The sequence below is a fragment of the Morococcus cerebrosus genome (assembly GCF_022749515.1).
Taxonomy (GTDB): Bacteria; Pseudomonadota; Gammaproteobacteria; order Burkholderiales; family Neisseriaceae; genus Neisseria; species Neisseria cerebrosa.
The window spans coordinates 1,568,377-1,592,702 of record NZ_CP094242.1 but is presented as its reverse complement, the minus strand read 5'-3'; the positions used below and the strand labels follow the sequence as shown (position 1 = coordinate 1,592,702).

Genomic DNA, 24,326 nt, shown 5'->3' with positions numbered 1-24,326 from the left:
CCCCCATTAGTTCTCTTCGGTAAACCAGTGTTCGCGGGCGGCAAGAATCACTTTTTTCGCCGCTTCTTCATCTACACCGGTTATTTCAATCAGTTCGTCAACGGCCAGTTCCGCCAAATCGTCGCGGGTGGTTACGCCGGCTTCCGCCAGTTTGCGGAGCATATCGGAATCTACGCCGTCCAGATTGCGCATGTCGTCTGAAACTTCTTCCAGCTTCTCTTCGGACGCAATCGCTATGGTCAGAATCGCATCGCGGGCGCGGTTGCGCAGGGTTTCGACGATTTCTTCGTCAAAACCTTCGATGGCGAGCAGTTCGGCAGCCGGAACGTAAGCAACTTCTTCCAGCGTGGCAAAACCTTCTTCCACCAAAATATCGGCGGTTTCGTCGTCGATGTTCAGATGCGCGGTAAAGAGGTCGCGGATGGCTGCGTCTTCGGCAGCAGTGCGTTCGTCTGCTTCTTCGACAGTCATGATGTTCAACTGCCAACCTGTCAAATCAGATGCCAAGCGCACGTTTTGACCGCCGCGGCCAATGGCGAGCGCAAGCTGGTCTTCGGCGACGATCACATCAACCGCGTGTTTGTCATCGTCAATCACGATGCGGCTGACTTCGGCAGGAGACAGCGCGTTCATCACGAACTCGGCAGTTTCAGACGACCACAGCACCACATCAATGCGCTCGCCTGCCAATTCGTTGCTGACGGCGTTCACACGGGAGCCGCGCACGCCGATACAGGTACCTTGCGGATCGATACGTTGGTCGTTGGCTTTAACCGCCACTTTCGCACGTTGGCCCGGGTCGCGTGCCACTTCGCGGATTTCCAACAAGCCGTCTGCAATTTCAGGTACTTCCATTTCGTACAGCTTCGCAAGGAAATCGCCCGAAGTACGACTGAGGATAACTTGTTTGCGGCCGGTGTTGCCTATTTCGTCCACACGCAAAAACAGCGCGCGGATACGGTCGCCGCCGCGGAAGTTTTCGCGCGGAATCATTTGTTCGCGCGGAATCAGCGCGTCCAGCTTGCCCGGAACGACTTCGACGATGATGCCGTGGCGCTCTACGCGTTTTACCGTACCGGAAACGATGTCTTCTTTAACAGCCAAGAACTCGTTCAGATTTTGCTCGCGCTCGGCATCGCGGATGCGTTGCAGGATGATTTGTTTGGCAGTTTGCGCGGCTTGGCGGCCAAAGCCTTCGTTCGGCAGCGTTTCTTCGTAGTAGTCGCCGATTTGAATGTCGGTACCCGGAATTTCTTCTTGGATTTCTTCGATGGTTTTTTCCAGGTCGGGATAGGTGTAATCCTCGTCGGCAACAATCAGCCAGCGGCGGTAAGTATGGTATTCGCCGGTATCGCGGTCGATTTCGACGCGCACATCCATGTGCTCGCGGTCGGCTTTTTTCTTGGCTGCGGTAGAAAGGGCAAATTCCAATGCTTGGAACACCACTTCCGCTTCAACGTTTTTCTCGCTTGCCAACGCTTCAGCAAGTTGCAACATTTCGCGACTCATTTTTTAGAATCTCCAATATCAAGTTTTAAAATTTAAATTCGGGGCGCAGGCGGGCTTTATCGATATTATCCAAGCCGATTTGCGCGGTTTTGCCGTCAAAAGAGAGCGTTACGGTATCGTTTTCACAACCCTCGATGCGGCCGATAAAATTCTTTTGTCCGTCAACCGGCAGGCGGGTTTTGATTTTTGCCTGTTGTCCTGCAAAGCGCACGAAATCGGCGGCTTTTTTCAGAGGCCGGTCAAGGCCGGGGCTGGAAATTTCCAGATTTTTATAATCGATGTCTTCCACCATGAACACGCGGCTCAAATGATTGCTGACGGTCGCGCAGTCTTCGACGGTAATCCCGCCTTCCTTATCGATGAACACGCGCAGCGTGCCTTGCGCAGTCAGCTCGAAATCGACCAGTTCATAGCCCAAACCCGGCAGGGTTTTTTCGAGAATTGTTTGAATATCCATGAATCTCCCGGAGTACATAAACAAAAAAATGGCCCCGTGGCCATTTTTCGTCAAAATTGAAAAATTGGCTTATTATAACCGCTTTCCACTCAAAAGAAAAGCGTTGATTTATCGCGGCTTTTTTCAGACGACCTCATAGAATGAATATGCTTGACAGCATAAAACCAAGCTTAAAATTGTTGACAAAAACGGTCGTCTGAAAAATTGCCATTAAACCTTACCCATTGATAATCATCATTTTATTTTCAATCTTTCTTTTTCAGACGACCCCATTTCCCTACCATACGGCTTGCACGAAGCACGCCGTCATTCTAAAATTCAAAGCTGTTATCATCGAAACAAAAAGGCATTGCCATGTCCGCCCGCCCCATCTACAACTTTTCCGCAGGCCCCGCCGTCCTGCCCGAAGCCGTATTGCGTACCGCGCAGCAAGAAATGCTCGACTACAACAGCACAGGCTTCCCCGTCATGGCGATGAGCCACCGCTCGGAAATGTTCCTCAGCATCCTCCATCACGCCGAACAAGACCTGCGCACGCTACTGAACATTCCTTCCAACTACAAAATCCTGTTCCTGCAAGGCGGCGCGACCACGCAATTCAACATGGTTGCGATGAACCTGGCGCATGGCTTCCCGTCCGCCGACGCAGTGGTAACGGGCAACTGGAGCCGCATCGCCTACGAACAAATGAGCCGTCTGACCGATGCCGAAATCCGACTGGCTGCGCACGGCGGCGAACAATTCGACTATATCGCCCTGCCACCCGTCGAAACTTGGGACATAGACAAAAACTCCGCCTTCGTCCACTTCGTCATCAATGAAACCGTCAACGGCCTGCAATACCAAACCGTTCCCAAACTTTCAGACGACCTGCCGCCGCTTGTTTGCGACATGTCCAGCGAAATCCTCTCGCGCGAGTTTGACGTTTCCGACTACGGGCTGATTTACGCGGGCGCACAAAAAAACATCGGCCCCGCCGGCGCAACCGTCGTCATCATCCGCGAAGACCTGCTCGACCGCTGCCCCGACAGCATTCCCGACGTCTTCAACTACCGTTCCCACCTCAACCGCGACGGCATGTACAACACCCCGTCCACCTACGCCATTTATATGTCAGGGTTAGTGTTCCGCTGGCTGCTGACACAAGGCGGCGTGAAGAAAATCGAAGCCATCAACAACATCAAAGCCCAAACGCTTTACGACGCCATCGACGGCAGCGGCGGCTTCTACATCAACCGAATCCGCCCCGATGCCCGCTCGAAAATGAACGTCGTTTTCCAAACCGCCTCAGCCGAACTCGACCGCCGCTTCGTCCTCGAAGCCGAACTGCAAGGCCTGTGCCTGCTCAAAGGCTACAAAACCGTCGGCGGTATGCGCGCCAGCATCTACAACGCCATGCCGCTCGAAGGCGTACAGGCGTTGGCGGACTTTATGAGCGATTTCCAACGGCGTTACGGCTAAGGGTTTTATTTCTATATATAAAGGTCGTCTGAAAATTTGCCGCGCTTGTTTTTAGACGACCTTTATATTTGGATGCAGCGGATTAACAGCTTCTATTTATATAGAGTAAATTTATGTAATGATTTTAGTGCCTATTGTATTGTTATGCTTCTTAACCGCGTTTCCAAACATGGTGTTTCAATTCGCTTTGTGCTATAAAATCCGCTGTTTTAACTGATTCGAAAGAAAAAAATGGACGCTTTACACCTTCTCACCACACGTCGTTCATCTAAAAAACTGACTGCTCCCGCGCCGAACGCAGAGCAACTGGAAGTAATGCTTCAAGCCGCTACGCAGGTTCCCGATCACGGCAATATGCGTCCGTTCCGCTTCACCGTCATTCAAAGCGCGGAAGGATTGCAACGTTTCCGCGAAATTTTGTGCCAAACCGTTACCGAATTAAATTTTGGTGACGATGTTATGAGAAAGGCCGAGCGGGTGGGCAGTATGGCTCCGATGGTTATCGGCGTAACTTTTGCGCCTAATCGCGAAGTGGCGAAGCCCAAACCCGAATGGGAACAGATGTTGAGCGCGGGCTGTGCCGCCTACGGGTTGCAGCTTGCCGCTTCCGCGCAGGGCTTCGACAATGTGTGGATTACGGGAATGTGGGTCAACAGCCCGCTCTTGCGCGAAGCATTCGGTTGTTCGGACAAAGATAAGATTATCGGGCTGATGATGATCGGCTCTCCTGTGGAAGAGGGGGGCGGTGCGAAAAATACCGATTTGGAACAATTCGTAACGACTTGGTAAACGGTTCACAAAGCCGAAGGTCGTCTGAAAACCGGGGATTCAGGTTTTCAGACGACCTTTGGTTTTGGGTAAAGCCGAATCGGCGGCAGCCTTTTCCGATTTTGGGCAAAAGGCGTACAATCCGAATTCAAACGAACCGGAACGAATTGAAACAAATCCAGATGAAACCGAAAATACAAAGACACGAACACATCCTTGCCCTGGTGCGCGAGCAGCATTTCATGACGGTCGAGCAGCTTGCGGAAGCCTTGGACGTTACCCCGCAGACCATACGCCGCGACATACAGGAATTGAGCGAAACGCGGCAGTTGAAGCGTTACCACGGCGGAGCGTCGGTCGGCGATATTTCTGGCGGCGTGGCGCAAGGTAAGCGAAAACACTGCCAAAATGAAAAAAACGCCATCGCCCGCCTGATTGCCGCCCACATTCCCGACAATTCGTCGCTGTTTATCAGCATAGGCACGACGATGGAAGCCGTTGCCGCCGAGTTGGTCAAGCAGCGTAAAAACCTGCGGATTATCACCAACAATATTTACGTTGCCTCCATCACGTCCGCGCGCACCGACTACACCGTCATCATTACTTCCGGCGTCGTTCGCCCCTTGGACGGCGGGATTACGGGCGTGGCGACGGTCGATTTTATCAATCAGTTTAAAGTCGATTATGCCGTCATGAGTACGCACGGCGTGGAAAGCGACGGCTCGCTTTTGGACTACGACTATAAAGAAGTCAGCGTCATGCAGGCGATGATGACCAATGCGCGGGTCAGGTATTTAGGCGTGGACCACAGCAAATTCAACAGCAATGCCTTGGTCAGGCTGGGCGACATCGGCTCGTTTGACAAAGTATTTACCGACCGCGTACCGGAAGCCGCCATGCAGAAGGTTTTGGGTGATGCGGGCGTAGAATGGCTGGTTGCCGAACCTGTGCCGCTTTGATTTCGGGGGTTACAAAAGGTTAATGAAATTCGGGTACAATGGGGAAGCGTTTTCAGATAGCTGCTATTGAGTGTGCAGGTCGTCTGAAAACAATCATCCGTATATGAATGTTCTTTGATTCAGAAGAACAGTTTTGAAAAGACGTAAAGATGAATTTCCCCCGTATCAGCGAAAGAACATTTTCCGGCCTTTCATTGGCTGGCAGTATCATTATTATCATCACGACTTCGATATGGTTCAGTCAGGCTTGGATTCGGATTTCAAGTGCAACACTAGGGTACCAGTGGTTGGAACAGATTTAAGAATAAAACACTTGGCGTTTCGTAGCCAAGTGTTTTTCTTGGCCGGTGGTTCAACTCATCTTGAACCCTGCGTATCTCCCGATCGCTGATGTTTCGGAAATCTGTCTGTTTGGGGAAATATTGCCGGATGAGTCCGTTGGTGTTCTCATTCAGCCCTTTCTCCCAAGAATGGTAAGGGCGGCAAAAATAGGTTTTCGCCTTCAAGGCTTTGGCTATTTTGGTGTGTTGGTAGAACTCTTTGCCGTTATCCATGGTGATGGTGTGGACTCTGGCTTTATATGCCTTTAATACCCTAATGGCCGCCCGGGCAGTGTCTTCGGCTTTTAAGTTCTTTAATTTGCAGATGATGGTGTAGCGGGTAGTGCGTTCGACCAAGGTCAATAACGCGCTTTTCTGATTTTTGCCGACGATGGTGTCGGCCTCCCAATCGCCGATGCGGGTTTTCCGGTCGACGATAGCAGGTCGGTTCTCTATGCCGACGCGGTCGGGCACTTTGCCTCTGGTCCATGTGCTGCCGTAGCGTTTGCGGTAGGGTTTGCTGCATATTCTGAGGTGTTGCCACAAAGTGCCGCCGTTGCTTTTGTCTTGGCGGAGGTAGCGGTAAATAGTGCTGTGATGGAGTGTGATCCCGTGGTGTTTATGCAGGTAGGCACATACTTGTTCGGGACTGAGTTTGCGGCGGATAAGGGTGTCGATGTGTTGAACCAGCTGCGAATCGAGTTTATAGGGTTTTCGCCGGTGCTGTTTGGTCAGCCGGCTTTGCCGTTGGGCTTTATCGGCGCTGTATTGCTGCCCTTGGATGCAGTGCCGCTTGATTTCGCGGCTGATGGTGCTTTTGTGGCGGTTGAGCTGTTTGGCGATTTCGGCGATGGTGCAGTGGCGGGACAGGTATTGGATATGGTATCGTTCGTCTTGGGTCAGTTGTGTGTAGCCCATGGCAATCTTTCTTGCAGGAAAGGCCGTATGCTACCGCATACTGGCCTTTTTCTGTTATGGAAAGTTGCACTTCAAATGCGAATCCGCCAGGCAATACCCGATCGCTTCGAGCTTACATTGATTGCCGGTATGTTGATGCTTTGTTCGGCGAATCTGGTTTATGTCCTGTTTTCCCATCGTTTGCGACCTGCTACTGTGGCGGGCAGCGTGTGGATAACAACCATACTTTGGTTGTTGTTTATGATGGCGGTAGACAGTGCTGACAGTCATAATGACCCTTACTCCCCCAATTACGATCATCACGGATCAGCTTTTTTGTGGCTAGGGTTGCCTGTATTTTATGTTGGTTCGCTGATTGCTTCCATTATCGCTACCGCAGCCCGCCCCAAACTGCTCTCTTTGGAAAAATCCTCGCTTCAAGCATTTTGGGCGTCCATGCGCTGGTCTTTTATCGGCACTACCGGTTTGCTTGGGATTTTTTACCCAATCGCACTTTTGGTTATTTTGGGTATCGTTCTGTTGATTAACCGGCTGGTTGATTTTATCGATTCATCAACCGCATTTAAACGTCCGGAAGACAATGCTTCCGACCATTCCAATCTTTCATCCGATTCGTAATTGTCTATACAGAGGTCGTCTGAAACGGTTTTCAGACGACCTCTGTACCTTGTATTGACTGTAAAGCCGTCCTGTTTTCAGGTAAAATCGGCACGACATCATATTTTCAGATAGCTCCTGACCATGCTCAACAAAGACCAATTCGCGGACAACCATTTCATCCGCACCATCATCGAAGAAGACTTAAAAAGCGGCAAACACGAAGCCATCCAAACCCGCTTCCCGCCCGAACCCAACGGCTACCTGCACATCGGCCACGCCAAATCCATCTGCCTGAACTTCGGTTTGGCTTATATTTACGATGGCTTGTGCAACCTGCGTTTTGACGATACCAATCCTGAAAAAGAAAACGACGAATACGTCAATGCCATCAAAGAAGATGTCGAGTGGCTCGGTTTTCATTGGGCGGGCGAGCCGCGTTTCGCTTCCAATTATTTTGACCAGCTTTACGACTACGCCGTCGGTTTAATCAAAGACGGCAAAGCGTATGTCGATGATTTGACGCCCGAAGAAATGCGCGAATACCGCGGTACGCTGACCGAGGCGGGTAAAAACAGCCCTTACCGCGACCGCAGTATCGAAGAAAACCTCGACCTGTTTACGCGCATGAAAAACGGCGAATTTCCAGACGGCAGCAAAACCCTGCGCCTGAAAATCGACATGGCTTCAGGCAACATCAATATGCGCGACCCCGTCATCTACCGTATCCGCCGCGCCCACCACCACAACACCGGCGACAAATGGTGCATCTACCCGATGTACGACTACACGCATTGCATTTCCGATGCCATCGAAGGCATCACGCATTCCTTGTGTACGCTCGAATTTGAAGCACACCGCCCGCTGTACGACTGGGTGTTGGACAACATCCCCGCGCCGCACGCCACACGTCCGCGCCAATACGAGTTTTCCCGTTTGGAGCTTTTGTATTCCATCACGTCCAAACGCAAGCTGAACCAACTGGTTTCAGACGGCCACGTTACCGGCTGGGACGACCCGCGTATGCCGACCATTTCCGGTATGCGCCGCCGCGGTTACACGCCCGAAGGCCTGCGCCTGTTTGCCAAACGCGCCGGTATTTCCAAATCTGAAAACATCGTCGATATGAGCGTGTTGGAAGGCGCGATTCGCGAAGAGCTGGAAAACTCCGCCCCGCGCCTGATGGCAGTCTTGAACCCGCTCAAAGTGACTCTGACCAACTTTGAAGCCGGCAAAACCCAAAGCCGCCGTGCCGCGTTCCACCCCAATCACGAAGAAATGGGCGGGCGTGAAATCCCCGTGTCCCAAACCATCTACATCGAGGCAGACGACTTTGCCGAAAATCCGCCCAAAGGCTTCAAACGCCTGACCCCGGGCGGCGAAGTACGCCTGCGTCACGGCTATGTCATCAAGTGCGATGAAGTCGTAAAAGACGCGGCGGGCAATGTGATCGAACTCAAATGCAGCATCGACCATGACACCTTGGGCAAAAATCCCGAAGGCAGAAAAGTCAAAGGCGTGATTCACTGGGTTTCCGCCGAACACGCCGCCGAAATCAAAGTCCGCCTGTATGACCGCCTCTTTACCGTCGAGCGTCCCGATGCCGTGCGCGGCGAAGACGGCGAATACCTGCCGTTTACCGATTTCCTCAACCCAGAATCCATTAAGGAAATCACCGCCTACGCCGAACCCGCAGCCAAAAACCTGCCCGCCGAAAGCCGTTGGCAGTTTGAGCGTCTGGGCTATTTCGTGACCGACCGCAAAGACCACCGTCCCGAGCAGCCCGTGTTCAACCGCACGGTCACGCTGAAAGACTCTTGGCAGCCCAAGTAATCTGTTGGCAACAGCAATACTGGAAGGTCGTCTGAAAACTTGAAATCGGGTTTTCAGACGACCTATTTTCTGAATATATAGTGGATTAACTTTAAACCAGTACGGCGTTGCCTCGCCTTGCCGTACTATCTGTACTGTCTGCGGCTTCGTCGCCTTGTCCTGATTTAAAGTTAATCCACTATAAAGAAAAGGAAATACTTGTTTTGGAGAATTTAATTCTTATTGGCATGGCCATATTGGCTATGGCCGCATAGTTTGGATTGCCAGTATTGTGGCAATTGTTAAATCCAAAAATCCGCTGATTAGGAATTCAGCCATCATTTTCAATTTGATCGTGGTGTCATTGTTTGGCATGTATATGGTTAAGGCATGGCAAACTAAAAGGTATGATGATTCAAGTTATCAAACGACTAAAGAGGAGTTGGTGATTGATGGTATACGAATCCCGGCAGGCTCTAAGCTGACCGTAGCTCCTCAGGATGGGGTATCGAAAAAGCCTGATTTTTCTACTTTTAGCGAAGTTACATTTTCTCGCCCCGTTGAATGGAAAGGCATCGAAGTTAATGGAATGAATCGTTCTGCGTACCAGACTGAAGATGGTTATCAAGCAACACTGACGATGAATGCTATCGGGGAAGCCAGGACGGTTGATGTGGAAGGGTGGCCCTGCCGGAGTGACGGAGAGATGGAGTGGCAAGCATTGACTAAAGGTGGCAAGATGCCGTCCAGTCCTGCTGATTATTTCCTATCAAGTTGCATGTTAAACGAATCAGCCGAAGTGTCCCTGCCTGAGTGGTTTGTGGATGGGAAATTATATTTTTGGCGAGTGACGCGCACTGAACGTGACGGGTATTGGCAGGCAAATATTGCTTCCAATGATCAACCTTATTGGGGAAACGTCATTCTTGATTCAAATAAACAGTTAAAAAACTTTGAGCTGACATTAACACAGAAAAACTTGCCAGGCTGTGCGATTGATGATGACGGTGTTACGCTGGAATGGGATAGGGATAAACCTGATATAGTTACAGTAGTGAGCACTATTGATCTGCCCGAATTATGCTGGGGTAAAAAAGTTGTCCGGCCCAAATCAAAGGCGGCAGAATAGAGGTATTGAGGTCGTCTGAAAACTTGGAATCGGGTTTTCAGACGACCTTTGGGCTTAAGGGGACAGACCAGTTTGCTATGGCATCGTTTATGGTTCCGAATGCCATCGAGAGATATAGTAGATTAACTTTAAACCAGTACGGCGTTGCCTCGCCTTGCCGTACTATCTGTACTGTCTGCGGCTTCGTCGCCTTGTCCTGATTTAAATTTAATCCACTATAAAATTGCTGCGGTGGACAGTGCTTCTTTAGATGAGATAGTTGAAGTCATCTTTTCTCAGAGTAGGCAGTATGTGTGGGCAAACCGGTACTGTGTTGCTTTACCTGAAATCAAGGCGGGTGATTTTTATAGTCAATTAAAATCAAAATAGGACAGTAACGCATCGTCAAATCGGGCGTAATCAGACAATACGGTTCGCAGATACCGCTTAATATTCGCCCACACCTTCTCAATCGGGTTGAGCTCAGGTGAATAAGGTGCAAGAGGCAATACCTTATGTCCCAATTTTTCCGCCATTTCCCGTAAAACACCCATACGGTGAAATCGTGCATTATCTAAAATAATCACCGATTTTTGAGTCAATGCGGGCAGTAGGCATTGCTGAAACCACGCTTCAAAAAAGACCCCGGTCATCGTATTTTGATAAACCATCGGAGCAATCAGCCGGTTGCCGACTTGTGCGGACACCAGAGATAAGCGTCGGTATCTTTTTCCTCTTATCTGCGCTTTCACTATTTGCCCTTTCGGGCTGCGGGCATAGGGACGGAACAGGTAGCGGTCAAATCCTGTTTCATCCAAATAAACACGTTGGTAGTCGGAAAATTCGGCCAGCTGTGTCAAATAATGCGTTACTTTGGCCGGGTCTTGTTCTTTGTAAGTGGTGGTCTTTTTTTGCGCGTCATCCCCATCTGTTTGAGTGCATAGCAAACGGCGGCTGGCGTACAATCAAAATGTTTGGCGATTTCATGCAGATAGGCATCCGGGTGTTGCCCAACATATTGAGCCAGTTTTTGCCTATCCAATTTGACGGCATTTAGACCGGTAACTTGATGTTTTAGGCTGCCTGTTTGTTTTTTAAGGCGAATCCACAGGTAAAGCGTGTTTCTTGACAAGTTAAACGTTGCTGCGGTTTGGCTGATATTTTTGCATTGTTCGTAATAGTTTAAAGCTTTGTTTCTTAAGTCCGCAGAGTATGCCATGGTTAGACCTTCAAAGTTGAGTATTGTACTATTTTATTTTTAATTGACTATATAATGTTTGAAAGCATAAAGTCAATGGATTTAGTTCTATCCGTACTGTCTGCGGTTTCATTGTTTTGTCTTGATGTAAATTAACTTGCCAAAATGAAAAGGTCGTCTGAAAAGTTTCAGACGACCTTTTGTTTAAGCTGTCATCAGCTTAGTTTGCCGTGGCATTGTTTGTATTTCAGGCCGCTGCCGCAAGGACAGGGGTCGTTGCGGTGGACGATACGGCCTTGGGCGGTCAGCGCTTCGGGGCTGAAATCCGTTCCATCGGGGTCGAAAGCTTCGGTAACCAAATTAGTTTGGGATTGTCCGAGCAGTTCTTCCATGTCGGGCGCTTCGGAGTGGATGGTTTGGATGCCGACGGGTGCGGGTTCGGCAATTTCTTCTACGTCGGTGTTGCGCTCGATTTGGACGGAGGCTAAGAGGGAAGCGGTTTGATGCTTGATACCGCGCCACAGGTTTTCAAACATGGCGAAGGCTTCGCGTTTGTATTCCTGTTTCGGATTTTTCTGGGCATAGCTGCGCAGGTGGATGCCTTGGCGCAGGTAGTCCATGGCGGCAAGGTGTTCGCGCCATTGCAGGTCGATGACTTGCAGCATGACGTTGCGTTCGAAATCCGCCATCGGTTTTTTACCGACCAGCTCGACTTTTGCCGCGTATTCTTCTTCCACGCGTTTAATCAGACGCTCTTTGATGTCCTGATTGTCCAAAGTGCTGTCTGCTTTGAGCCATGCTTGGATGTCTTCGTGCAGGCGGAATTCGGCGGCAAGCTGGCTTTCGAGTGTGGGGATGTCCCATTGCTCTTCCATGCTGTCGGGCGGTATGTACAAATCGACCAAATCGCTGATGACTTCTTCGCGGATACCTTTAGTCAGGTCGCTGACGTCTTTGCTGTTGAGGATTTCGTTGCGTTGGTGGTAGATGACTTTACGTTGGTCGTTGGCAACATCGTCGTATTCCAATACTTGTTTGCGCATGTCGAAGTTGCGGCCTTCGACTTTGCGTTGCGCGCCTTCGATTTGGCGGGTCAGCATGCCGTGTTCGATGGCGATACCGCGTTCGGGTGCGAGGCGGTTGAGGATGGCGGCGGCACGGTCGAGCGCAAAGAGGCGCAGCAGCGGGTCTTCAAATGAGAGGTAGAAGCGGCTGGAGCCGGGGTCGCCCTGACGGCCTGCGCGTCCGCGCAATTGGTTGTCGATGCGACGGCTTTCGTGGCGTTCGGTGCCGATGATGTGCAGGCCGCCTGCCGCGACCACTTGGTCGTGTTCTGCCTGCCAGCCGTTTTCAAGGGCGGCGATTTGTGCGGCTTTTTCTTCGTCGCTCAGGTTTTCGTTGGACTGGATGGCCTCGATTTGGTGCTTGAGGTTGCCGCCGAGGACGATGTCGGTACCGCGCCCCGCCATGTTGGTGGCGACGGTAATGGCGCCGACTTTACCGGCTTGGGCGACAATCAGGGCTTCGCGTTCGTGTTCTTTGGCGTTGAGGACGTTGTGCGGCAGTCCGGCTTTTTGCAGAAGACGGGAAACCAGCTCGGAGTTTTCGATGCTGGTGGTACCGACGAGGACGGGCTGCCCGCGTTTGTGGCATTCTTCGATGTCTTTGACGACGGCTTCGAATTTTTCTTCGGCAGAACGGAAAATCTGGTCGTTGAAGTCTTTACGCTGTACGGGGCGGTTGGTCGGGATGATGACGGTTTCGAGGTTGTAGATGCTTTGGAACTCGAAAGCCTCGGTATCGGCGGTACCGGTCATGCCGGAGAGTTTGGTGTACAGGCGGAAGTAGTTTTGGAAGGTGATGGAGGCGAGGGTTTGGTTTTCGCGTTTGATTTCCACGCCTTCTTTGGCTTCGACGGCTTGGTGCAGGCCTTCGGACCAGCGGCGGCCGGACATCAGACGACCTGTAAATTCGTCCACGATGACAATTTCGCCGTCTTGGATGACGTAGTGTTGGTCTTTATGGAATAACGTATGCGCGCGCAATGCTGCCATGAGGTGGTGCATCAGGGCGATGTTGGCGGCGGAGTAGAGGGAGTCGTTTTCTTGCAGCAAACCCATTTGAATCAGGATTTGTTCGGCGTGTTCGTGACCCGCTTCGCTCAAGATGACTTGGTGTGCTTTTTCATCGACCCAGTAATCGCCTTCGCCTTCTTCGGTTTCTTGGCGGATGAGGTGCGCGGGAAGGCTGTTCATGATTTGGTACAGCTGGATGTTGTCATCCGCCTGACCGGAGATAATCAGCGGGGTGCGCGCTTCGTCAATCAGAATGGAGTCCACTTCGTCCACTACGGCAAAATTCAATTCGCGCTGAACTTTGTCGTATTGGTCGGTCACCATGTTGTCGCGCAGGTAGTCGAAGCCGAATTCGTTGTTGGTACCGTAGGTAATGTCGGAGCCGTAGGCGTTTTGACGGTCAAACGGCTGCATATCGGCGACGATGACGCCGACGGTTAAGCCGAGGAAGTTGTAGAGCGGTTCCATAATGCCTGCGTCTCGGGCAGCAAGGTAGTCGTTGACGGTAACGACGTGCACGCCTTTGCCGGACAGGGCGTTGAGATAGACGGCAAGGGTGGCGACCAAGGTTTTACCTTCACCGGTACGCATTTCGGCGATTTTGCCGTCGTGCAGCACCATACCGCCGATAAGCTGTACGTCGAAGTGGCGCATACTAAGTACGCGGCGGGACGCTTCGCGGCAGACGGCGAAGGCTTCGACCAAGATGTCGTCCAAAGTCTGACCGTTGGCAAGACGTTGTTTGAATTCGGCTGTTTTAGCCTGTAAATCCGCATCGTTCAAGGCTTTCATTTGTTCTTCGAGTGCGTTGATTTTGGCAACGGATTTACGGTATTGTTTGAGCAGCCGGTCATTGCGGCTGCCGAAGATTTTCTTAGCAATGTTTGTCAGCATGAAATAGTTCCTGCGCCTGATATAAAATAATGGCGAAACGGGGATTTTAACACAAGCCTCGCAGCAAGGCAGTCATGCCGTTTGAAATAAAGGCAGTTTTACCGGATTTCAATCTTGATAATACAACCGTACACTTTGAAAAGGTCGTCTGAAACATATGAATTTGGAACAATTGGGCAAGCGGGATGCGCGGTTGGCCGGTTTGTTGCAGCAGTCGCAACAATGGCGCAGGCTGGATGCGGCAGTCAAACGCATCCTGCCGGCAAACCTGCACCCGCACTTTCAAACTGCCTGCATCGAAGAGGGCAGGTTGGTGTTGCTGGCGGCAAACGGTATGGCGGCTTCGCGCCTGAAAATGATATTGCCCGCGCTTGTGCCGCAGCTTCAGGAATTGAACGCGGGGATTCGGAATGTGGCGGTCAAAGTCGTGCCGAAGCCGCCGGCACAACCCAAAGTCAACAGCCTGCATTTGAGCGGGGCGGCATTGGAGAGTTTTGATGCGGCGGCGGCAAAATTGGAAGATAAGCATCCTGAATTGGCTGCCGCGCTGGCGGAGTTGGTGCGCAAACACAGCCGTTGAGTTGGGAATTATTATTTAAATTGTTAATATAAGTTAAATTTCATTCGTTCGAATGAGAGGGTCTAATACTAAAGAAATAATACCTGAATAGTAGTCATTCTTTTTTAGGTAAACTGATGTAAATTTGCTATGGAATCTTGGACTTGTTTGGGTTGTTGTAGCAGAATACGGCTTCATTATTTCTTTGGTTCCGCTTGTAGATAGTAAACTCGAATATGGGTTTATTAATATATTCGCAAGTTTTGTTTTGTAAAATTTAACAGACTCTCATCATTAGGAGATACAAATGAAAGCATATTTAGCCCTGATTTCTGCCGCCGTTATCGGTTTGGCTGCCTGCTCGCAAGAACCTGCAAAACCTGCTGAGAATGCAGCGCCTGCCGCTTCTGAAGCCGCTCCTGCGGAAACTGCTGCACCTGCCGATGCTGCTCCTGCTTCCGAAGCAGCGCCTGCCGATTCTGCCGCAGCACCTGCCGCCGGCAACTGCGCGACTACTGTCGAAGCCAACGACGCTATGCAGTTCAACACTAAAGAAATCCAAGTCAGCAAAGCTTGTAAAGAATTCACCGTTACCCTGAAACACACCGGTACCCAACCTAAAGAAAGCATGGGTCACAACATCGTCATCGGTAAAGCCGAAGACATGGACGGTATTTTCAAAGACGGTGCCGGCGCTGCTGCAACCGACTATGTGAAAGCTGACGATGCACGCGTTGTTGCCCACACCAAACTGGTCGGCGGCGGCGAAGAAGCTTCCCTGACTCTGGATCCTGCCAAACTGGCGGGCGGCGAATACAAATTTGCCTGCACCTTCCCGGGACACGGTGCTTTGATGAACGGCAAAGTGACTTTGGTCGACTAATCCGTCCAAGCTTCAAAATACAGACAGCCTGCTTTATGCAGGCTGTTTTGTTATAAAATGGTCGGCGGATTCGCATTTGAAGTGCAACTTTCCATAACAGAAAAAGGCCAGTATGCGGTAGCATACGGCCTGTCCTGCAAGAAAGATTGCCATGAGCTACACACAACTGACCCAAGACGAACGATACCATATCCAATACCTGTCCCGCCACTGCACCATCGCCGAAATCGCCAAACAGCTCAACCGCCACAAAAGCACCATCAGCCGCGAAATCAAGCGGCACTGCATCCAAGGACAGCAATACAGCGCCGAAAAAGCACAGAAGCAAAGCCGGCTGACCAAACAGCACCGGCGAAAACCCTATAAGCTCGATTCGCAGCTGGTTCAACACATCGACACCCTTATCCGCCGCAAACTCAGTCCCGAACAAGTATGTGCCTACCTGCATAAACACCACGGGATCACACTCCATCACAGCACCATTTACCGCTACCTTCGCCAAGACAAAAGCAACGGCGGCACTTTGTGGCAACACCTCAGAATATGCAGCAAACCCTACCGCAAACGCTACGGCAGCACATGGACCAGAGGCAAAGTGCCCGACCGCGTCGGCATAGAGAACCGACCTGCTATCGTCGACCGGAAAACCCGCATCGGCGATTGGGAGGCCGACACCATCGTCGGCAAAAATCAGAAAAGCGCGTTATTGACCTTGGTCGAACGCACTACCCGCTACACCATCATCTGCAAATTAAAGAACTTAAAAGCCGAAGACACTGCCCGGGCGGCCATTAGGGTATTAAAGGCATATAAAGCCAGAGTCCACACCATCACCATGGATAACGGCAAAGAGTTCTACCAACACACCAAAATAGCCAAAGCATTGAAGGCGAAAACCTATTTTTGCCGCCCTTACCATTCTTGGGAAAAAGGGCTGAATGAGAACACCAATGGACTCATCCGGCAATATTTCCCCAAACAAACCGATTTCCGAAACATCAGCGATCGGGAGATACGCAGGGTTCAAGATGAGTTGAACCACCGGCCGAGAAAAACACTTGGCTACGAAACGCCAAGTGTTTTATTCTTAAATCTGTTCCAACCACTGGTACCCTAGTGTTGCACTTGAAATCCGAATCCAAGGTCGTCTGAAAAGTACCCATTGAGAACACAAACATGAATCCGTTTGAAACCAAAAGCGTTACCTTTGCCGAGCCGATTGAAATGCTGTACGCCTGCCACGGCAAAGTACGCCGTTTCTGCGGCCAAGTCGCCATGCTGTCGGACTATATCGCCGAAAACGGCTGCAATCAGATTGTTTTGCAAACCATCCGCCAAATCGCCCAGTATTTCAACGTTGCCGCGCCGCTGCACCATGAAGACGAAGAAGAAAACTTCTTCCCGCTCCTGCTGCAATACGCGCCGCAAGCCCAAGAAAGCGTGGACGAGCTTTTGCGCCAGCATGTAAGCCTGCATGGCAACTGGGATGCCGTGGCTGCCGAATTTGCAAAACTCGAAGCAGACAACGCCTATATCCCCGATGCGGAAGCGTTCAAACGCTTTGTGGCAGGTTACGATGTGCATCTGGCGATTGAAGAACCCTTGTTCGACATGGGCAAAACGTTTATCCCCAAAGAGAAACTGACCGAAATCGGCGAAATCATGGCGGCGCGCCGACGCAGATAAGGTCGTTTACAGATTGCCGTTTCTTCAAACAAAGGTTGTCTGAAAACTTGAAAACAGAGTTTCAGACGACCCCAGTATCTTCCCGCAAACCAACAACGTCGTCTGAAAAGGAAGCAAACCATGCTGACGCCAAAAAGCTGCGATTTGTTCAATATCCCGTTTTTCCAGTTTGCCCAGCTCAAAAAATACCAGCCCGAGAGCATTCCGCAAATCAAAGCCGACTACAAGGAAAACTGGCAGATATGGCAGCAGCTGATACAGCAGGTCGCCGCAGATTTGGGCGAACCTTTCGCCCCGCCGCATATCGAACGCTGGTGTAACGGCTGGCAGGTTCGCGCCCATTTCTTCGCCTACTTCAAATACGCCCAATACAAAAATTCCGCCGCGATTTTATCGATTTTATTGAACCGCCGCCGCCTGAGCGTCAGCCTAGACTGGCACTGCTACAAAGCCGACGTGTCGCCGATTGCGCTGCCCGAGTACAACCGCTGGCTGGACAATTTCGATACCGAAAAATACGCCGCATTCGATATGTGGCACGGCGCGGAAAGCGAATATGACGACTACCGCACCGTCGCACAGCAAAGCGAATCCGACCGAAGATTGCAAAACGGCGAAGACTTTTTCTGCATCGGCAAACACATCGAACGCGACGATTTGGGCAAACAGGATGTAGCAAAATGGATAGTTGAAACGGTGGAAGATTTGCTGCCGCTTTACGAAGCCTGTCATGGGGCATAAAGACGGTTTCTGTCCGAATGTGCCGCAGGTTAAAATAGGAAAAACACACATCGTCAATCCCACGCAGATGGGAGGCTGAAACAGGTACTTCATTTAAATTTGACCTGTCAAACCTATCCTGCTGTTTCCGTTTTTCAGACGACCTTTAAGCACTTGGCGGTCGTCTGAAAACTTGTTATATCGAGCAACAATCTTAAATTATGAACGAAAAACTCCCTCCCGACGCGCTCATCGAAGCCGCGCTTTTGACCCAAACCGAACCCCTAAACGAAAAATCCATGCGCGAATTGTGTGTGCCGCCGCTGTCGCAGGACAAATTAATCGATGTATTGGCGCAGTTGAAAACACGTTGGCAGGGCAGGGCGTTGCAACTGGTGCATACGCACGAGGGCTGGCGGTTTCAGATTGCTCAGGCGGCATTCGAGCGGCTGGGCAGCCTTCAGGAGCAGCGTGCGCCGCGCTATTCCCGCGCCGTAATGGAAACGCTGGCGATTATTGCCTACCAGCAGCCGGTGACGCGAGGCGACATTGAGGGCATACGCGGCGTGGCGGTGTCGCAGAACGTGATGCAGACTTTGCAGGACAGGGGCTGGATTGAAGTGATCGGGCATCGTGATTCGGTCGGGCGGCCTTCATTGTGGGCGACGACGGCAACGTTTTTGAGCGATTTGCAGTTGGACAGTTTGGAAGAGCTGCCGCCATTGACCGAGTTGGGTGAATTGGTGTTGCCCGATTTGGTGGAAACGCCGCCGACGGGCGATGAGGAAGAGCCTGCGGAAGAGTCTGAAAATGCAGGCAGGTTGGTCAACTGAATTGGGAGGGGTCGTCTGAAAGGGTTTTCAGACGACCTTTCGTGTTTTGGGCGTTGCTTTGCCATATGCAGGTCGGGCATGAATGCCGACCTGAGGTATTGGTTTTAATACGAGATCCGTCGTCAGCCGTCATTCCCGCGCAGGCGGGAGTCCATTTTTGAAATTCAGAAACTGTTCTTCAAATCAAGGTTTCTTACGTTTTACGATGGATTCCCGTCTGCGGGGGAATGACGGAATTGGACGACATACTGCATTCAAAGTTAAGTATGTTTGCGATAGCCACAAAATGTAGCGTAGGTTTTCCCGCTAAAAAACTTGATTGTCCGATTCCAAATTTGCTTGGCTGATTTTGCAGGCAAAGTTCAAGCTACGGCTTGGCTGAATTGAGAAAGGTCGTCTGAAAACCCGAATCCGGTTTTTCAGACGACTTTCGTGTGTTTACGCCTTGTTTGAACATTTATTCCTTGCGTTGCAAAACGGCGGCGAAGAATCCGTCGGTTTGGTGTTTTGCCGAATCGAGGCGCAGGTACTTGCCGGTGTTCAAATCGATTTTCAAACCGGCGAGCAGCTCGGCGCAGTCGAGGAGTTCGTATTCCGGGTGTTCTTCCAAAAAGCGTTCGACCTGCATTTCGTTTTCTTCGGGCAACACGCTGCAAGTGGCGTAAACCAGCCTGCCTTGCGGTTTGACCAGTTTGGCGGCGGCATCGAGGATGCTGTGTTGCTGTTCCAAAAGTTTGGCGACGGTTTCGGGCGATTGGCGGTATTTGAGGTCGGGGTTGCGGCGCAGCGTGCCTAAGCCGGAGCAGGGGGCATCGACCAAAACGCGGTCGGCTTTGCCGGTGAGGCGGGAGATGCGGCTGTCGTGTTCGCTGCTGATGCGTTCGGTGTGGATGTTGGTCAGTCCGGCGCGGGTCATGCGGGGCTTGAGGTTGGCAAGGCGTTTTTCGGCGATGTCGAAGGCGTAGATTCTGCCTTTGTTTGCCATTTGCGCACCGACGGCGAGGGTTTTGCCGCCTGCGCCGGCGCAGAAATCGACGATGATTTCGCCGCGTTTGGCGCCGACGAGCAGGGCGAGGAGCTGGCTGCCTTCGTCTTGGACTTCCAGCGTGCCGTCTAAAAACAATTCGTGTTTGTTGAGGGCAATTTTGTTTTTCAGGCGGATGCCCCAAGGGGAATAGGGCGTGGCTTCTGCATCGGGGCTTTCGGCTTGAATCAGGGGCAGCACTTTGTCGCGTCTGCCTTTGAGCGTGTTGACGCGGATGTCGAGCGGCGCGGCTTGGTTGGTGCTGCGGCCGAAGGCGAGGATTTCTTCGTCGCTGTTATGTTTTTGCAGTTGCTCCACCAGCCATTGCGGCAATTCGGCGGCGGTATGGAGGTCGTCTGAAAATTCGGGTTTGCGTGCTTTGAGGCTGCTGAGGAACTCGGTTTCTTCTTCGTCGAGCAGGTCTTTGATTTGGCTGATGTTGGTGCTTCTACCGAGGACGAGCGCGGCAAGTGCGGCTTTGCGCGGCTGGGCATGCGGGCGGCGCAGGACGGTACTGATTTTTTGATAATGGCGCAGGGCGGCGAAGGCGGTTTCGGCGATTTCGTGGCGGTCTTGTCTGCCGAGTTTTTTGTGTTCGCGGAAGTAGGCGGACAGAACGGCATCGGCAGGCTGTTTGAAAGTCAGCATTTCGGCCAGAACTTTGGTGGTATGGTCGATTTGGATCGGGGTCATGGTGGGTTCGCAATCGGGGGAAAGGCTTGGATTATACTGGAAAGGTCGTCTGAAAACGTTGAATCAGGTTTCAGACGACCTGCTTGGACTACACAATCCGCGCCATCAGTAAATCGTGCATATTCAGCGCGCCGGTCAGCACGCCGTCGGCGTCTGTTACCAAAAGCCCGTTCACATGGTTTGCCTGCATGACTTTCAGTGCTTCGGTAGCGAGGCGTTCGGCGGGGATGGTTTTGGGGGAGGGGTGCATGATTTCATCGACGGTCAGTCCGTCAAAACGGTCGCGCTGTTGGAACAGGCGGCGCAAATCGCCGTCGGTGAATACGCCTTTCAGACGACCTTGATCGTCTGTTACCGCCAGCATGCCCAAGCCTTTTTCGCTCATGCTGACGATGGCTTCTTTTAAGGGCGTACCGAGTCGGACGGCAGGCAGGGCGTCGTCTTTGTGCATGATGTCCGCAACGCGTAGAAGCAGGCGTTTGCCGAGGCTGCCGGCGGGGTGGCTCAAGGCGAAATCGTCGGGCGTAAACGCGCGGGCGCGCAAAAGGACGACTGCCAATGCGTCACCCAAAGCCATAACGGCGGTCGTGCTGGAGGTCGGGGCAAGTCCCAGCGGGCAGGCTTCTTTGGAAACTGACGCGGTGATGTGGATGTCGGCATGGCTCGCCATGGTCGAATCGGGGCGGGCGGTAATGCAGATGAGGGTAATGTTTTTGCGTTTGAGCGCGGGGATGATGGCGGCGATTTCGTCGCTTTCGCCGGAATTGGAAATTGCGACGACGACGTCGTTGTCCACAATCATGCCCAAGTCGCCGTGCGCCGCTTCCGCAGGATGGACGAAAAACGCGGGTGTGCCGGTTGAAGCCATGGTCGCCGCTATTTTGCGCCCGATATGTCCCGACTTGCCCATGCCTGTGATGACGACCCTGCCTTTGCAGTGCAACAGCGCGTCTGCCGCAAGGACGAAGTTTTCGTCCAATTCCGCCGCAATTTCACGCAAGCCTTCCGCTTCGGTGTGCAACACTTCGCGCGCCCAATCGAGATATTGACCGTTTCCTGCCATAATTTCATGCCTTTTTGTGTTCGTTTTATATCGTTTTGGACATCATTAAATGCCCTAATAAACTATCCAAATTTGCCGAATAGGGGTAGCATTACCGCCTGCTTCGCAAATAACCTATATTTAAAGGAATCAGAGATGACTATTTTATCGGACGTTAAAGCATTAGGACAACAAATCTGGCTGGACAACCTTTCCCGCTCGCTCGTACAAAGCGGCGAATTGGCGCAAATGCTGAAACAAGGCGTGTGCGGCGTCACTTCCAATCCCGCCATCTTCCAAAAAGCCTTTGCCGGCGACGCGCTTTACGCCGATGAAGTCGCCGCCCTCAAGCAGCAAGACCTCAGCCCCAAACAACGCTACGAAACCATGGCGATTGCCGATGTACAGGCAGCCTGCGACGTTTGCCTTGCCGAACACGAATCCACCGGCGGCAAAACCGGTTTCGTCAGCCTCGAAGTTTCCCCCGAGCTTGCCAAAGACGCACAAGGCACGGTAGAAGAAGCCCGCCGCCTCCATGCCGCCATCGCGCGTAAAAACGCCATGATTAAAGTCCCCGCCACCGACGCAGGCATCGAAGCACTCGAAACCCTCATCGCCGACGGCATCAGCGTGAACCTGACCCTGCTGTTCTCACGCGCCCAAACCCTCAAAGCCTACGCAGCCTACGCGCGTGGCATCGCCAAACGCTTGGCAGCCGGACAAAGCGTTGCACATATCCAAGCCGTCGCCAGCTTCTTCATCTCCCGCGTGGACGGCGCGCTGGACGCAACGCTGCCCGACCACCTCAAAGGCAAAATCGCCATCGCCCTTGCCAAAGCCGCCTACCAAGACTGGGCGCAATACTTCGGCAGCCCCGAATTTGCCGCGCTGGAGGCCAAAGGCGCAAACCGCGTACAGCTCTTATGGGCATCCACAGGCGTCAAAAACCCCGCCTATCCCGACACGCTCTACGTTGACAGCCTGATCGGCGCACACACCGTCAACACCGTTCCCGACGCCACCCTCAAAGCCTTCATCGACCACGGTACAGCCAAATCTACGCTGACCGAAGGCGTAGAAGAAGCACAAGCGCAGCTTGCCGAAACCGCCGCGATCGGCATAGACGTAGAAACCCTCGCCAACCGCTTACAGGAAGACGGTTTGAAACAATTTGAAGAAGCCTTTGACAAACTGCTCGCCCCGCTGGCTTGATTGTCAAACCGCAGGTAAGGCTTGCGGTTCGTCGATATAAAAGGTCGTCTGAAAACCTGAATTTTGGTTTTCAGACGACCTTTTTCATTTTTATAGTGGATTAACTTTAAACCAGTACGGCGTTGCCTCGCCTTGCCGTACTATCTGTACTGTCTGCGGCTTCGTCGCCTTGTCCTGATTTAAAGTTAATCCACTATATGAATTATTTCAAAGCCGTTTTCCAGTCCAAACCACCAAGGGAAGGGACTTGGGTGATGCTGTGGTCGGCAAGGTTGATGGCGGTCAGTTCGCCACCCCAAAGCGCGCCGGTGTCGAGGGAGAGGATGTTGTCGGTGTTCATAAAACCCAGCGAAGACCAGTGTCCGAAGACGATGGTGTGGCTGAGGTTTTGCCTGTCGGGGGCTTTGAACCAAGGGCGCAGGTTCGGGGGCATTTTTTTGAGGGTGGATTTGTAGTCGTAATCGAGTTCGTTTTTCAGCGTCAGCGCGCGCATTCGGGTGAAGACGTTGAGAATCATGCGCAGGCGGTCGTAGCCGGTCAGATCGTCGCGCCATTCGGCGGGTTTGTTGCCGTACATTTTGGAGAAAAACTTTTTGTATTTTTTGCCGCGCAGTTCGGCTTCGGTTTCGCTGGCAAGCAGTTCGGCGCGGGCGATGGTCCACTGGGGCAGGATGCCGGCGTGAACCATAACATGGCGCACGCCTTTAATCAGCAGGGGCTGGAAGCGCAGCCATTCGAGCATTTTTTTGCTGTCGGGATGTTGGAGGATGGGGGTGATGGTGTCGCTGCGCTTGACGGTGCCTTCGCCGTAGCCGACGGCGAGCAGGTGCAGGTCATGGTTGCCGAGAACCATGCGGACGCTGCTTTCGTGTTCCATGCAGAATTGGAGGACTTCGAGGGATTTGGGGCCGCGGTTGACGATGTCGCCGACGAGCCAGAGGGTGTCTGTACCGTGGTTGAAGTTGATTTTGTCGAGCAAAAGGGTGAGTTCGTCGAAGCAGCCTTGAATATCGCCGATTGCGTAGTGTGCCATTGTTGTTATTGTCCGATAGTGTGTGGTGTTTCAGACGACCTTTGGCTTGTGGGAGGTCGTCTGAAAACGGGTTGCGTGTCTTATGCGTTCAGTACCAGCACGGCTTCGGCTTCGACCTGCACGCCTTTGGGCAGGGAGGCGACACCGACGGCGGCGCGGGCGGGGAAGGGTTCTTGGATGAATTCTGCCATGACTTCGTTGAAGACGGCGAAGTTGGCGAGGTCGGTCAGGTAGGCGTTGAGTTTGACGATGTCGCCCAGCGTGCCGCCCGCGGCTTCGGCAACGGCTTGCAGGTTTTTAAAGACTTGGCGGGCTTCGGTGCGGAAGTCGCCGTTGCCGACAACGGTCATGGTGGCGGGATCGAGGGGGATTTGACCGCTCATGTAAACGGTGTCGCCCGCGCGTACGGCTTGGCTGTATGCGCCGATGGCGGCAGGGGCTTTGTCAGTGTGGATGATGGTTTTGGACATGATTTTCTCCTGTTGTCGGGGTCGTCTGAAAGATGGGAACTTTGATGAAAACGGTGTCGATTATCGTATAAAACCGAGTGATTGTGTAGGGTATG

The 24,326-nt window shown here is 52.1% G+C and carries 22 protein-coding genes and 2 pseudogenes; 13 read left to right on the top strand and 11 right to left on the bottom strand.

Going from position 1 to position 24,326, the window contains the following annotated elements; genetic code table 11:
• Positions 1 to 6: 6 nt before the first annotated feature.
• Positions 7 to 1,509 carry a transcription termination factor NusA gene (gene nusA, locus MON37_RS07480; protein WP_039410489.1) on the bottom strand — a complete coding sequence of 501 codons (1,503 nt, stop codon included), beginning with the start codon at positions 1,507 to 1,509 and terminating at the stop codon, positions 7 to 9.
• A 25-nt stretch (positions 1,510 to 1,534) separates the two neighbouring features.
• On the bottom strand, positions 1,535 to 1,966 hold the full coding sequence (gene rimP, locus MON37_RS07475; protein WP_003741871.1) for a ribosome maturation factor RimP: 432 nt from the start codon (positions 1,964 to 1,966) through the stop codon (positions 1,535 to 1,537).
• A 354-nt stretch (positions 1,967 to 2,320) separates the two neighbouring features.
• Here rimP and serC point away from each other — a divergent pair, with 354 nt between their 5' ends.
• The 3 genes from serC to MON37_RS07460 all read left to right on the top strand — a co-directional run bounded on the left by serC (position 2,321) and on the right by MON37_RS07460 (position 5,154).
• A complete protein-coding gene (gene serC, locus MON37_RS07470; RefSeq protein WP_039410486.1) occupies positions 2,321 to 3,427 on the top strand; it encodes a phosphoserine transaminase in 1,107 nt (368 codons plus the stop codon).
• 231 nt (positions 3,428 to 3,658) lie between these two features.
• Complete coding sequence (locus MON37_RS07465; protein ID WP_039410483.1) at positions 3,659 to 4,216, top strand: nitroreductase family protein; 558 nt, start codon at positions 3,659 to 3,661, stop codon at positions 4,214 to 4,216.
• 161 nt (positions 4,217 to 4,377) lie between these two features.
• On the top strand, positions 4,378 to 5,154 hold the full coding sequence (locus MON37_RS07460) for a DeoR/GlpR family DNA-binding transcription regulator (protein WP_039410480.1): 777 nt from the start codon (positions 4,378 to 4,380) through the stop codon (positions 5,152 to 5,154).
• Between the two features lie 272 nt (positions 5,155 to 5,426).
• On the opposite strand, the gene MON37_RS07455 is transcribed toward MON37_RS07460, so the two are convergent.
• Positions 5,427 to 6,392 (bottom strand): IS30 family transposase, encoded by a 966-nt coding sequence (locus tag MON37_RS07455; RefSeq protein ID WP_242883589.1) that lies wholly within the window; start codon positions 6,390 to 6,392, stop codon positions 5,427 to 5,429.
• Between the two features lie 27 nt (positions 6,393 to 6,419).
• Here MON37_RS07455 and MON37_RS07450 point away from each other — a divergent pair, with 27 nt between their 5' ends.
• Entirely contained in the window at positions 6,420 to 7,010 is a 591-nt protein-coding gene (locus MON37_RS07450) for a hypothetical protein (protein ID WP_052242811.1), read from the top strand.
• Positions 7,011 to 7,133: 123 nt separating this feature from the next.
• The gene (locus tag MON37_RS07445; RefSeq protein ID WP_039405524.1) at positions 7,134 to 8,822 is read left to right on the top strand and encodes a glutamine--tRNA ligase/YqeY domain fusion protein; all 1,689 of its coding nucleotides are present in this window, start codon (positions 7,134 to 7,136) and stop codon (positions 8,820 to 8,822) included.
• Positions 8,823 to 8,852: 30 nt separating this feature from the next.
• On the opposite strand, the pseudogene MON37_RS07440 reads toward MON37_RS07445, so the two are convergent.
• Positions 8,853 to 9,005 (bottom strand): annotated as a pseudogene (locus MON37_RS07440) (IS5/IS1182 family transposase); the annotation flags it as partial.
• 88 nt (positions 9,006 to 9,093) lie between these two features.
• On the opposite strand from MON37_RS07440, the gene MON37_RS07435 reads away from it, so the two are divergent.
• The gene (locus tag MON37_RS07435) at positions 9,094 to 9,930 is read left to right on the top strand and encodes a hypothetical protein (RefSeq protein ID WP_156122111.1); all 837 of its coding nucleotides are present in this window, start codon (positions 9,094 to 9,096) and stop codon (positions 9,928 to 9,930) included.
• Between the two features lie 85 nt (positions 9,931 to 10,015).
• On the opposite strand, the pseudogene MON37_RS07430 reads toward MON37_RS07435, so the two are convergent.
• The 3 genes and pseudogenes from MON37_RS07430 to secA all read right to left on the bottom strand — a co-directional run.
• Positions 10,016 to 10,150, bottom strand: a pseudogene (locus MON37_RS07430) (IS5/IS1182 family transposase); the annotation flags it as partial.
• A 130-nt stretch (positions 10,151 to 10,280) separates the two neighbouring features.
• Positions 10,281 to 11,128 (bottom strand): IS630 family transposase gene (locus MON37_RS07425; protein ID WP_242883587.1). Its coding sequence is split into 2 segments (ribosomal slippage): positions 10,281 to 10,813 and positions 10,813 to 11,128, totalling 849 coding nucleotides; the frame shifts between segments, so codons are not numbered across the junction.
• Positions 11,129 to 11,322: 194 nt separating this feature from the next.
• Positions 11,323 to 14,076, bottom strand: a complete 2,754-nt coding sequence (gene secA, locus MON37_RS07420; RefSeq protein ID WP_242883585.1) for a preprotein translocase subunit SecA — start codon at positions 14,074 to 14,076, stop codon at positions 11,323 to 11,325.
• Between the two features lie 157 nt (positions 14,077 to 14,233).
• Here secA and MON37_RS07415 point away from each other — a divergent pair, with 157 nt between their 5' ends.
• From MON37_RS07415 to scpB, 6 genes are all read left to right on the top strand, one after another.
• Positions 14,234 to 14,656, top strand: coding sequence for a DciA family protein (locus tag MON37_RS07415; protein ID WP_070636240.1), 423 nt, complete (start codon positions 14,234 to 14,236; stop codon positions 14,654 to 14,656).
• Between the two features lie 286 nt (positions 14,657 to 14,942).
• Complete coding sequence (gene azu / locus MON37_RS07410; protein ID WP_045075155.1) at positions 14,943 to 15,518, top strand: azurin; 576 nt, start codon at positions 14,943 to 14,945, stop codon at positions 15,516 to 15,518.
• 151 nt (positions 15,519 to 15,669) lie between these two features.
• Positions 15,670 to 16,635 carry an IS30 family transposase gene (locus tag MON37_RS07405; RefSeq protein ID WP_242883537.1) on the top strand — a complete coding sequence of 322 codons (966 nt, stop codon included), beginning with the start codon at positions 15,670 to 15,672 and terminating at the stop codon, positions 16,633 to 16,635.
• Between the two features lie 59 nt (positions 16,636 to 16,694).
• Complete coding sequence (locus tag MON37_RS07400; protein ID WP_003741856.1) at positions 16,695 to 17,204, top strand: hemerythrin domain-containing protein; 510 nt, start codon at positions 16,695 to 16,697, stop codon at positions 17,202 to 17,204.
• A gap of 120 nt (positions 17,205 to 17,324) precedes the next feature.
• The gene (locus MON37_RS07395) at positions 17,325 to 17,945 is read left to right on the top strand and encodes an HI_0552 family protein (protein WP_039410292.1); all 621 of its coding nucleotides are present in this window, start codon (positions 17,325 to 17,327) and stop codon (positions 17,943 to 17,945) included.
• A gap of 200 nt (positions 17,946 to 18,145) precedes the next feature.
• A complete protein-coding gene (scpB, locus tag MON37_RS07390) occupies positions 18,146 to 18,757 on the top strand; it encodes an SMC-Scp complex subunit ScpB (protein WP_039410291.1) in 612 nt (203 codons plus the stop codon).
• Positions 18,758 to 19,214: 457 nt separating this feature from the next.
• On the opposite strand, the gene MON37_RS07385 is transcribed toward scpB, so the two are convergent.
• Entirely contained in the window at positions 19,215 to 20,474 is a 1,260-nt protein-coding gene (locus MON37_RS07385) for an RsmB/NOP family class I SAM-dependent RNA methyltransferase (protein WP_039410289.1), read from the bottom strand.
• Between the two features lie 88 nt (positions 20,475 to 20,562).
• The gene (locus MON37_RS07380) at positions 20,563 to 21,537 is read right to left on the bottom strand and encodes a KpsF/GutQ family sugar-phosphate isomerase (protein WP_039410287.1); all 975 of its coding nucleotides are present in this window, start codon (positions 21,535 to 21,537) and stop codon (positions 20,563 to 20,565) included.
• Between the two features lie 135 nt (positions 21,538 to 21,672).
• Between MON37_RS07380 and tal the strand changes: the two genes are divergently transcribed.
• Positions 21,673 to 22,728, top strand: a complete 1,056-nt coding sequence (tal, locus tag MON37_RS07375; RefSeq protein ID WP_039410285.1) for a transaldolase — start codon at positions 21,673 to 21,675, stop codon at positions 22,726 to 22,728.
• A 202-nt stretch (positions 22,729 to 22,930) separates the two neighbouring features.
• On the opposite strand, the gene MON37_RS07370 is transcribed toward tal, so the two are convergent.
• Together MON37_RS07370 and MON37_RS07365 are read right to left on the bottom strand one after the other, a co-directional pair.
• Positions 22,931 to 23,761: a symmetrical bis(5'-nucleosyl)-tetraphosphatase gene (locus MON37_RS07370; protein WP_003756961.1), complete on the bottom strand. Its 831-nt coding sequence runs from the start codon at positions 23,759 to 23,761 to the stop codon at positions 22,931 to 22,933.
• Positions 23,762 to 23,841: 80 nt separating this feature from the next.
• A complete protein-coding gene (locus tag MON37_RS07365) occupies positions 23,842 to 24,231 on the bottom strand; it encodes a RidA family protein (protein ID WP_003766974.1) in 390 nt (129 codons plus the stop codon).
• Between the last annotated feature and the right edge of the window lie 95 nt (positions 24,232 to 24,326).

Excerpts from the sequence above, each read along its gene's own strand:
- nusA (WP_039410489.1), bottom strand. The coding sequence starts at position 1,509 with ATGAGTCGCGAAATGTTGCAACTTGCTGAAGCGTTGGCAAGCGAGAAA.
- rimP (WP_003741871.1), bottom strand. The coding sequence starts at position 1,966 with ATGGATATTCAAACAATTCTCGAAAAAACCCTGCCGGGTTTGGGCTAT.
- serC (WP_039410486.1), top strand. The coding sequence starts at position 2,321 with ATGTCCGCCCGCCCCATCTACAACTTTTCCGCAGGCCCCGCCGTCCTG.
- MON37_RS07465 (WP_039410483.1), top strand. The coding sequence starts at position 3,659 with ATGGACGCTTTACACCTTCTCACCACACGTCGTTCATCTAAAAAACTG.
- MON37_RS07460 (WP_039410480.1), top strand. The coding sequence starts at position 4,378 with ATGAAACCGAAAATACAAAGACACGAACACATCCTTGCCCTGGTGCGC.
- MON37_RS07455 (WP_242883589.1), bottom strand. The coding sequence starts at position 6,392 with ATGGGCTACACACAACTGACCCAAGACGAACGATACCATATCCAATAC.
- MON37_RS07450 (WP_052242811.1), top strand. The coding sequence starts at position 6,420 with ATGCTACCGCATACTGGCCTTTTTCTGTTATGGAAAGTTGCACTTCAA.
- MON37_RS07445 (WP_039405524.1), top strand. The coding sequence starts at position 7,134 with ATGCTCAACAAAGACCAATTCGCGGACAACCATTTCATCCGCACCATC.
- secA (WP_242883585.1), bottom strand. The coding sequence starts at position 14,076 with ATGCTGACAAACATTGCTAAGAAAATCTTCGGCAGCCGCAATGACCGG.
- MON37_RS07415 (WP_070636240.1), top strand. The coding sequence starts at position 14,234 with ATGAATTTGGAACAATTGGGCAAGCGGGATGCGCGGTTGGCCGGTTTG.
- azu (WP_045075155.1), top strand. The coding sequence starts at position 14,943 with ATGAAAGCATATTTAGCCCTGATTTCTGCCGCCGTTATCGGTTTGGCT.
- MON37_RS07405 (WP_242883537.1), top strand. The coding sequence starts at position 15,670 with ATGAGCTACACACAACTGACCCAAGACGAACGATACCATATCCAATAC.
- MON37_RS07400 (WP_003741856.1), top strand. The coding sequence starts at position 16,695 with ATGAATCCGTTTGAAACCAAAAGCGTTACCTTTGCCGAGCCGATTGAA.
- MON37_RS07395 (WP_039410292.1), top strand. The coding sequence starts at position 17,325 with ATGCTGACGCCAAAAAGCTGCGATTTGTTCAATATCCCGTTTTTCCAG.
- scpB (WP_039410291.1), top strand. The coding sequence starts at position 18,146 with ATGAACGAAAAACTCCCTCCCGACGCGCTCATCGAAGCCGCGCTTTTG.
- MON37_RS07385 (WP_039410289.1), bottom strand. The coding sequence starts at position 20,474 with ATGACCCCGATCCAAATCGACCATACCACCAAAGTTCTGGCCGAAATG.
- MON37_RS07380 (WP_039410287.1), bottom strand. The coding sequence starts at position 21,537 with ATGGCAGGAAACGGTCAATATCTCGATTGGGCGCGCGAAGTGTTGCAC.
- tal (WP_039410285.1), top strand. The coding sequence starts at position 21,673 with ATGACTATTTTATCGGACGTTAAAGCATTAGGACAACAAATCTGGCTG.
- MON37_RS07370 (WP_003756961.1), bottom strand. The coding sequence starts at position 23,761 with ATGGCACACTACGCAATCGGCGATATTCAAGGCTGCTTCGACGAACTC.
- MON37_RS07365 (WP_003766974.1), bottom strand. The coding sequence starts at position 24,231 with ATGTCCAAAACCATCATCCACACTGACAAAGCCCCTGCCGCCATCGGC.